This is a genomic window from Dietzia sp. Cai40 (genome assembly GCF_014145165.1).
Classification (GTDB): domain Bacteria; phylum Actinomycetota; class Actinomycetes; order Mycobacteriales; family Mycobacteriaceae; genus Dietzia; species Dietzia natronolimnaea.
The window spans coordinates 1-7,191 of sequence record NZ_JAALEB010000013.1; the positions used below are offsets into that span (position 1 = coordinate 1).

8 protein-coding genes are annotated in these 7,191 nt (G+C 67.7%); 5 read left to right on the top strand and 3 right to left on the bottom strand.

Going from position 1 to position 7,191, the window contains the following annotated elements:
* A partial coding sequence (locus G6022_RS00640; RefSeq protein WP_347238136.1) for an IS630 family transposase occupies positions 1 to 840 on the bottom strand: 840 nt, incomplete at its 3' end.
* A 152-nt stretch (positions 841 to 992) separates the two neighbouring features.
* Here G6022_RS00640 and G6022_RS00645 point away from each other — a divergent pair.
* Positions 993 to 1,670: a TRIC cation channel family protein gene (locus G6022_RS00645; protein WP_182638693.1), complete on the top strand. Its 678-nt coding sequence runs from the start codon at positions 993 to 995 to the stop codon at positions 1,668 to 1,670.
* 95 nt (positions 1,671 to 1,765) lie between these two features.
* On the opposite strand, the gene G6022_RS00650 is transcribed toward G6022_RS00645, so the two are convergent.
* On the bottom strand, positions 1,766 to 2,920 hold the full coding sequence (locus tag G6022_RS00650) for a phosphotransferase family protein (protein ID WP_241730974.1): 1,155 nt from the start codon (positions 2,918 to 2,920) through the stop codon (positions 1,766 to 1,768).
* Between the two features lie 308 nt (positions 2,921 to 3,228).
* Here G6022_RS00650 and G6022_RS00655 point away from each other — a divergent pair, with 308 nt between their 5' ends.
* The 4 genes from G6022_RS00655 (at position 3,229) to G6022_RS00670 (ending at position 6,709) form a co-directional block, all read left to right on the top strand.
* Positions 3,229 to 4,209: an MsnO8 family LLM class oxidoreductase gene (locus G6022_RS00655; RefSeq protein WP_182638695.1), complete on the top strand. Its 981-nt coding sequence runs from the start codon at positions 3,229 to 3,231 to the stop codon at positions 4,207 to 4,209.
* A 57-nt stretch (positions 4,210 to 4,266) separates the two neighbouring features.
* On the top strand, positions 4,267 to 5,745 hold the full coding sequence (locus G6022_RS00660) for a glutamine synthetase family protein (protein ID WP_182638696.1): 1,479 nt from the start codon (positions 4,267 to 4,269) through the stop codon (positions 5,743 to 5,745).
* A gap of 138 nt (positions 5,746 to 5,883) precedes the next feature.
* A complete protein-coding gene (locus tag G6022_RS00665; protein WP_182638697.1) occupies positions 5,884 to 6,066 on the top strand; it encodes a hypothetical protein in 183 nt (60 codons plus the stop codon).
* Between the two features lie 4 nt (positions 6,067 to 6,070).
* Positions 6,071 to 6,709, top strand: coding sequence for a Fic family protein (locus tag G6022_RS00670; protein ID WP_182638698.1), 639 nt, complete (start codon positions 6,071 to 6,073; stop codon positions 6,707 to 6,709).
* On the opposite strand, the gene G6022_RS00675 is transcribed toward G6022_RS00670, so the two are convergent.
* A partial coding sequence (locus G6022_RS00675; protein WP_241730975.1) for an AAA family ATPase occupies positions 6,697 to 7,191 on the bottom strand: 495 nt, incomplete at its 5' end. The two genes, G6022_RS00670 and G6022_RS00675, sit on opposite strands and share 13 nt — an antisense overlap.

A 7,191-nucleotide genomic window follows, 5' to 3' on the forward strand; every position in this document is an offset into this window, starting at 1 on the left:
GTTCGCGTGCTTGTGGGCGGCGTAGTTGTCCATCACCAGGTGCAGCTCGACCGGCTGGCCATCGGCGTCGACAACATCACGGTACGCCCGCTCGATCTGCTTCAGGAACGCCAGGAACTCCTGGTTTCGGTGTCGCGGTTTGAGCGCGGCTGTCACCTGCCCGGTGGCAATGTCCAGGGCCGCGAACAGAGTGCTGGTGCCGTGCCGGACGTAGTCGTGGCTGCGTCGCTCGATCAGGCCGGGCTGCATGGGCAAGATCGGCTGGGTGCGATCCAGCGCCTGGATCTGGGACTTCTCGTCCACGCACAGCACGATCGCGTTCTCCGGTGGCGCCAGGTACAGGCCGCAGATGTCGGTGACCTTGCCGACCAGTTCGGGATCGGTGGAGAACCGGAAAGACTCGGCCCGCCACGGCTTGATCCCATATGCCCGCCAGGCCGTGACCACCGTCGAGGCCGAGACCTTCAACCGCGCCGCCAGCAGTCGCGAAGACCAGTGAGTCACGCCCAAGCTCTTCGGCGGGGGCATCAAGGTCGCCGTCACGATCTCGGCGTGATCGATCGTGCGGGGCCGGCCAGAGCGCTTCTCATCTGCCAGTCCGGCAATACCCTTGTCCTCATACCTGGACCGCCAGAGGTTCACCTTCGGCCGCGACGCGCCGGCCAGCTCGGCGATCTCGGAATTGCGTCTTCCCTCCGAGGCCAGCAGCACGATCCGCGCCCGCTGCACCATGCCCGCCGACATCGATTGCGAGCGCGTCATTCTCTCAAGCTTCTCGCGATCGCCGGGACGCAACATCAATGCCGGGGCAGGTCGATTCGCCATGCCCCATGATTTCACAAACCGAACCGTAAAACTAATTCACACGCGCGCCACTAGGCGCGGCCTGAGCAGACCGCATCCGGCCCCCGCGGTGCGCTCCCCACGGGCAGGCGGGGGGATGGGCCCATACTGACCCCTCATCTCGCCTCTCTCACGGACTGACCGGACCCGTGGAGTTCCTCACCATTCTGTTCCTCATCGGCATCACCGCCGAGGCGATGACCGGTGCGCTGGCCGCCGGCCGCGAGCGCATGGACCTGTTCGGCGTGGTGATCGTCGCGTGCGTCACCGCCATCGGCGGCGGTTCGATCCGGGACGCCCTGCTGGACCACTATCCGCTCATCTGGGTGGAGAATCCGTCCTACCTCGCGCTGGTCGCGGCGGCCGCGGTCGTGACCGTGTTCGTCGCGCCACTCATGCGGCACTTCCGGGTGCTCTTCCTCGGACTCGACGCACTCGGACTGACCGTCTTCGCGATCTTCGGTGCTCGGATCGCCCTGGAAATGGGGCACGGCGTCATCATCGCCGTCGCCGCCGCGGTCATCACGGGCGTGTTCGGGGGAGTCATGCGTGACCTGCTGTGCGACCGGGTGCCACTCGTGTTCCGACACGAGCTGTACGCCAGCGTCGCCATCCTGGCCGCGCTCGTCTACGTGGGCCTCGTGGCTGCGGGCGTCCCGGAGAACTGGGGCGCCGCGATCACCCTGGTCGTGGGGTTCGGCCTGCGGGTGGCCGCGATCCGCTTCAAACTCTCACTACCGGTGTTCGACTACCAGGAGATCGAGCACCGTCCACGTGGACGCGGTCGGCACCGCTGGAGCCGGATCTCGTCGGACGACCTGGACTGACCTACCAGGCTTGACAATCAAGGATGGGGGCGGGCGAGATTGGCCCGTCGTAAGCTCGAACTGGTGAAATATCGCAGCGGGCGTCGGCGTGGACATCAGCCCACGATGAGCCGCTCGAGCATCGTGTGGTGCAGCACGTACTCGTCCGGGGTCGCGGGCGTCTCCTGCTCCCCGAAGTGGATACGACGGCGCGTGATCCGCGACAGGATGATCGCCTGCCGCAGGCCCGCGTAGACGTAGTAGAACGGCAGGTCGCGGACAGCGGAGCCGGTGAGCTGCTCGTACTGCGCCACCACGTCGCCGTGGTCGAACAGGTCCGGGATACCGGGGAACTCGAAGGTCACCGCGAGGTCCTGGAACAGGTCGTGGAAGTAGAGGAGCCAGCCCAGGTCCACCTCCGCGGGCGCGATGGCCGCCATCTCCCAGTTCAGCACCGCCGTGGGGCTGGTGCCGGTGTAGAGGATGTTGCCGATGCGGGCGTCGCCCCAGCTCAGTACGTCGGGGCCGGTCTCGGCGGGCCAGTGGGCCTCGATCCACTCGAAGGCCCGCTCGATCACCGGAATCCGCAGTCCGTCCTCCCGGGTCGTCCACTCGTAGTAGGCCCGCTGCTCGTCCACGTGGGCACGCAGCGCGCTCACCCCGTGCGCCGCGGCGAGCGACGGCAGCCGCCCGGCGGGATCCTCGATGCCGTGGACCGCGGCCAGGACGGCCACGGACTCCCGCTGGACCTCGGCCCGCTGCCCGGGATCCATCTCCAGCAGCCAGCCGTCGAAGACGTAAGGGGGATTGTCGACTGGGGCGAGGCCCGTGGCCCTGTCCATCACCAGGAAGGGCGTGCCGAGGATGGCCGGATCCTGCTCGAGCCAGCGGACACGGGGGACCGGCAGGTCGGTGTTCTCGCCGACCACCCGCATCACGTCGAACTGCTTGGCCAGGTCGTAGACGGGGAACACCGGAAACGCGCCGTCCTGCGGACACATCCGGGCCACCAGCTGCGCCGACTGCGGCTCGGCCGTGCCTCCTGGCGACGCCGGGCCGGCCGGGGTCCAGGTGGCGTCGAAGAGGACCGAGATGTTGGACATCCCCGAACTCTCCGGCCTGCTCACCGCCGAGACCTCGACACCTGCGGAGGCGTCGACCTCGTCGCGGGCCGCGAGCCAGGCGGTGAGGCGGTCGCGGAACTCGTCAAGGTCGGCCTCGCCCGAGGTCACCCGTTGGTGGAGTGGTTCGTCGGAGCGTGCGGTGGTCATGCGATCGTCGTCATGTGGTTCGGACCCTTCGTACGGACCTGATGCGCGGGCGGGACCCGCGATGAGCACAGTGTGACCCAACGCACAATCCGTAGGATCCGAAATGCGCATCCCCGCAGTCGCCCACGCGGTCTGGGGCGGCGGACCTCGTCGTCGTCGTACCTCGGCGCAGTGCTTCGCGGTAGTTCCCCGGACCGACAGGGGGTGGGGAGATCGGTGATCCGTCACCGACATGGGCGGATCGGTAGCCTCTGGGCGTGGGCCACCACGGCCCTTAATGCAACGGTAAACGTAGAAATAGGTGTGTTGTGTCGGTCCCCTTGAGCATCCTCGACCTGGTCTCCATCTCGGAAGGCTCCACCGCGCGTGAGGGCATCGCCGCCTCGATGGAGTCCGCGCAGCTCACCGATCGGCTGGGCTACTCGCGGCTGTGGTTCGCCGAGCACCACAACACGCCCAACCTCGCCTCCAGCGCCACGGCGTTGCTCATCTCGCAGGCGGCCTCGGTGACGGAGCGGATCCGCGTGGGCTCCGGCGGCGTGATGCTGCCCAACCACGCGCCGCTCATGGTGGCCGAGCAGTACGGCACGCTCGCTAACCTCCACGGCGACCGCATCGACCTGGGCCTGGGCCGCGCCCCCGGAACCGACGGGATGACCGCCCAGGCACTGAGCCGGTCGTCGGCCGAGCCGCAGGCCTTCGCCCAGCACATCTACGACCTGCAGGCGTGGTTCGGCGAGACCGGCACGGCGCACAGCACCCCGATCCTGTCGTCGGTCTCACAGGGCATGGAGGTGCCGATCTGGGTGCTCGGGTCCACCGTCAACGGCGCCTCGATCGCCGGGCAGTTGGGCTTGCCGTTCTCGCTGGCCTCGCACTTCGCGCCCGACCAGATCGACGACGCCATCCGCGTCTACCGGGAGTCCTTCAGCACCGAGGCGCCCACCGCACGCATCGACACGCCCCAGGTGATGGCCGGGATCAACGTGATCGTCGCCGACACCGACGAGGAAGCTCAACGCGAGTTCACCACCCTCCAGCAGATGTTCCTCGACCTGCGGGCCGGGCGACGCCGCAAGATCCAGCCGCCCGTCGACCCGGCGCAGTTCGCCGGCAGCTCGCCCGGGATGCTCGAGATCAGCGCGGTGGGATCACCCGAGACGGTCAAGGCGCAACTGGACGAGTTCGTGGAGCGCACGGGCGCGGACGAGCTGATCACCGTGACCTACGCGTTCGACCCGGCGGTGCGGAACCGGTCGATCGAGCTGCTGGCCGAGCTGTGGTTCTGAAACTGGATTGGTCCTGAGTCCGGTGGGGACTGCGCCGCGGCGCTGGTAGAACGAGGCATGGCCATCGACGCATTTGAACCCCACCCCCTCGTCCGCCTGCTCGGCATGCCTTCGGCGGAGTTCACCGCGAACGCCCTCGTCCGGGCGGTCGAAGAGCTGGGACTGGAGCAGGTGAACCTGCGCTACGTCGGCGGCGACGGCCGTCTGAAGACCCTGGCCTTCCCCATCAACTCCCGCCAGCACCTCCACGAGGTTCTGACGCGAGGAGAGCGCGTGGACGGCTCGAGCGTATTCCCCGGGACCGACACCGACGCCAGTGACGTCTACATCGTCCCGCGCCACCGCACCGCCTTCCTCAACCCCTTCGGCGAGCGGACCTCGCTCGACGTCCTGTGTTCCTTCTACCGCGAGGACGGCACGCCGCTGCCGTACGCGCGCGAGCAGGTCGTGCGCCGCGCCGCCGAGGTGCTGACCCAGGAGACCGGTATGACGCTCGAGGCCTTCGGCGAGCTGGAGTACTACCTCGCCCACGAGCCCGAATCGCTCTTCCCCGTGGAGGAGGAGCGCGGGTACCAGGAGTCGGGCCCCTTCTCCAAGCACGAGCGGGTCCGGGAGCAGGTGCTGGGTCATCTCTGCGCCATGGGGGTGCCGCTGAAGTACGCCCACGGCGAGGTCGGCAACATCCTCGAGGATGACCGTCAGCTGGTCCAGCACGAGATCGAGCTCCAGCCCGTGCCCCTGGAGCAGGCTGCCGACCACCTCGTCCTGGCCAAATGGGTGGTGCGCGAGGTCGCCTACGCCCACGGCCTCGAGGCGACCTTCGCGCCACTGGTGAGCGGCGAGGGCGCAGGCAACGGACTGCACATCCACAGCCGGCTCGTGCGGAACGGCACCAACACCGTCGTCACCAAGCAGGGGATCAACGACACCGGGCGACGATTGATCGCCGGCTACCTCTCGGCGGCCAGGGCGCTGGCCGCGTTCGGCAACACGGTCCCCACGTCCTACCTGCGGTTCACCGCCGGCGACGAGTCACCCGAGGACATCTGCTGGGGCGAGAAGGACCGCACCGGTCTGGTGCGGGTCCCACTGGCCTGGGGCGGCGACGTGCTGGCCGACATGGTGGCCCACGCCAATCCCGGAAGCACCGAGCCCGTCCCCGAACCGGCCACGGACCCCCAGACCATCGAGTTGCGACTCGGCGACGGCTCGGCAGACGTGCACCTGCTCCTGGCCGGCATGGCGGTCGCGGCGACGCGCGGCCTGAACGACCCCGGGAGCCTGGAGCAGGCCGAGCACCTGAAGGCGGACGACAACGACGACTTCGAGCAGCTGCCCTCCTCGTGTACCGAGGCGGCCGACGTCCTCGAGGCCGAGCGTGGGGTGTTCGAAGCCGACGGCGTGTTCCCCGAGCAGCTCATCGACGCCTTGCTCGCGGGCCTGCGCGAGGCCGACGACAACACGCCGGGCGGGGAGGGTGCTGACGACGAGACCGCGCGGGAGGAGCTCATCCGCCGTCACTGGCACGTGGGGTGAGTCCCGCCGTGACGCGGCTGGACTCGGCTAGTGGCCCGGCGGGCGATGAAAGGACGTGGTGACGACGCCTTCTGTATGGCGGTACGACGCAGTGTGTCTGAACCGTCGACTATCCTCGAAGCCATGGAAGGTGACGGGATGACGAGGGCTCAGCGTACTCAGCGACGCGTCCGCGCGATTCGGTCTATTCGCCGCACTTCAGAATTGGAAGGGGCCACTAGCACGAGCGCCACGCGAGCTGACCAGCTCGCATATGCGCGTGGCACCATCAGTGCCTCCGAGCTGGGGGATCGCGTCCGCCGCCGGTACAACATCTCCTAGCCGAGTGCCGCACCCGTGGGATTCAGGGAGCCATGAACGGAATTGGTCCGGGTATTTCATTCCCGGTACTACAGTGCTCAGGAACAAGCTGAATATCTCCGTTGTTGGTGATCTCCGAGACGCGGAGAACGATCTTGTCGAAGCGCGGCTCATCGAGCTCCGAGAAGTCCCAGAGCTCTTGGGTGAGCGAACGTACGACCTGGCGTTCTTCCAGGCGATCCACCGCCACTTATTTCAGGATGTCTACGCCTGGGCGGGCGATCTACGAACTGTGGGCATCGAGAAAGGTCGCGAGTCGTTCTGTCCGCCACTCGATATCCCACGGCCGATGGCATACGTGGCCCGGAGAGTATGGGAGTCGAACCGACTGGCGGGCATCCCGCCAGAGAATCTTCTCCGGGAAATTGCCCACTTATACGACTACGTCAACTTTGCGCATCCGTTCCGTGAAGGGAATGGACGCGCAACGCGTGAGTTCTTCGATCTACTGCTGTCCGAGACTGGCGTCGGGTTGGACTGGCAGCGAACTGATTCGGTTGAACTGCACAATGCGTGCCATGTAGCGAGATCCGCGGGTGACCTCGCACTGATGGAGAACATGTTCGCGAGGATCATCGATTCAGATCCCGCCTACGAATACTGATTCTCTTCTGGAAGCGCAGCAAGAAACCTATCGCTGAACCACCCCGGCGCGAGACGGGCGAACTCCGCGGGCTCTAGCCGACCTGCCCCCGCGGGCACCCGGCCGAGCACCGGGACCCCGGTCAGTCGGGGCAGATCCTCCAGGTTGAGGCGCTCGGCGAGGTCCGGTTCGTACGGCCACGAGCCGATCACGATCCCGGCACACCGGAGTCCCGCTGACTCGATCGCGCGGACCGCGAGCTCGGTCTCGGACAGTGTGCCCAGTCCCGCGCGGGCCACCACGACCACCGGGGCGGCGAGTGACCGGGCGAGGTCGAGCACCGTGAGGTCGGTGCCCAGGCGCACGAGCACGCCACCGGCGCCCTCGATCAGGTCGAGGCGGCCGGTCGGGGTGGCGGGCTCCTCAGCAGATGCGGAGGCTTCGGAGGAACCGGCGTCGGCGCCGCCGAGCCACCGCCGGATCGGCCCGAGGAGGTCGTCGAG

Bases quoted from the DNA above. Each gene is read 5' to 3' on its own strand.
- G6022_RS00665 (WP_182638697.1), top strand. From the start codon at position 5,884: ATGACGAGGGCTCAGCGTACTCAGCGACGCGTCCGCGCGATTCGGTCT.
- G6022_RS00650 (WP_241730974.1), bottom strand. From the start codon at position 2,920: ATGACCACCGCACGCTCCGACGAACCACTCCACCAACGGGTGACCTCG.
- G6022_RS00660 (WP_182638696.1), top strand. From the start codon at position 4,267: ATGGCCATCGACGCATTTGAACCCCACCCCCTCGTCCGCCTGCTCGGC.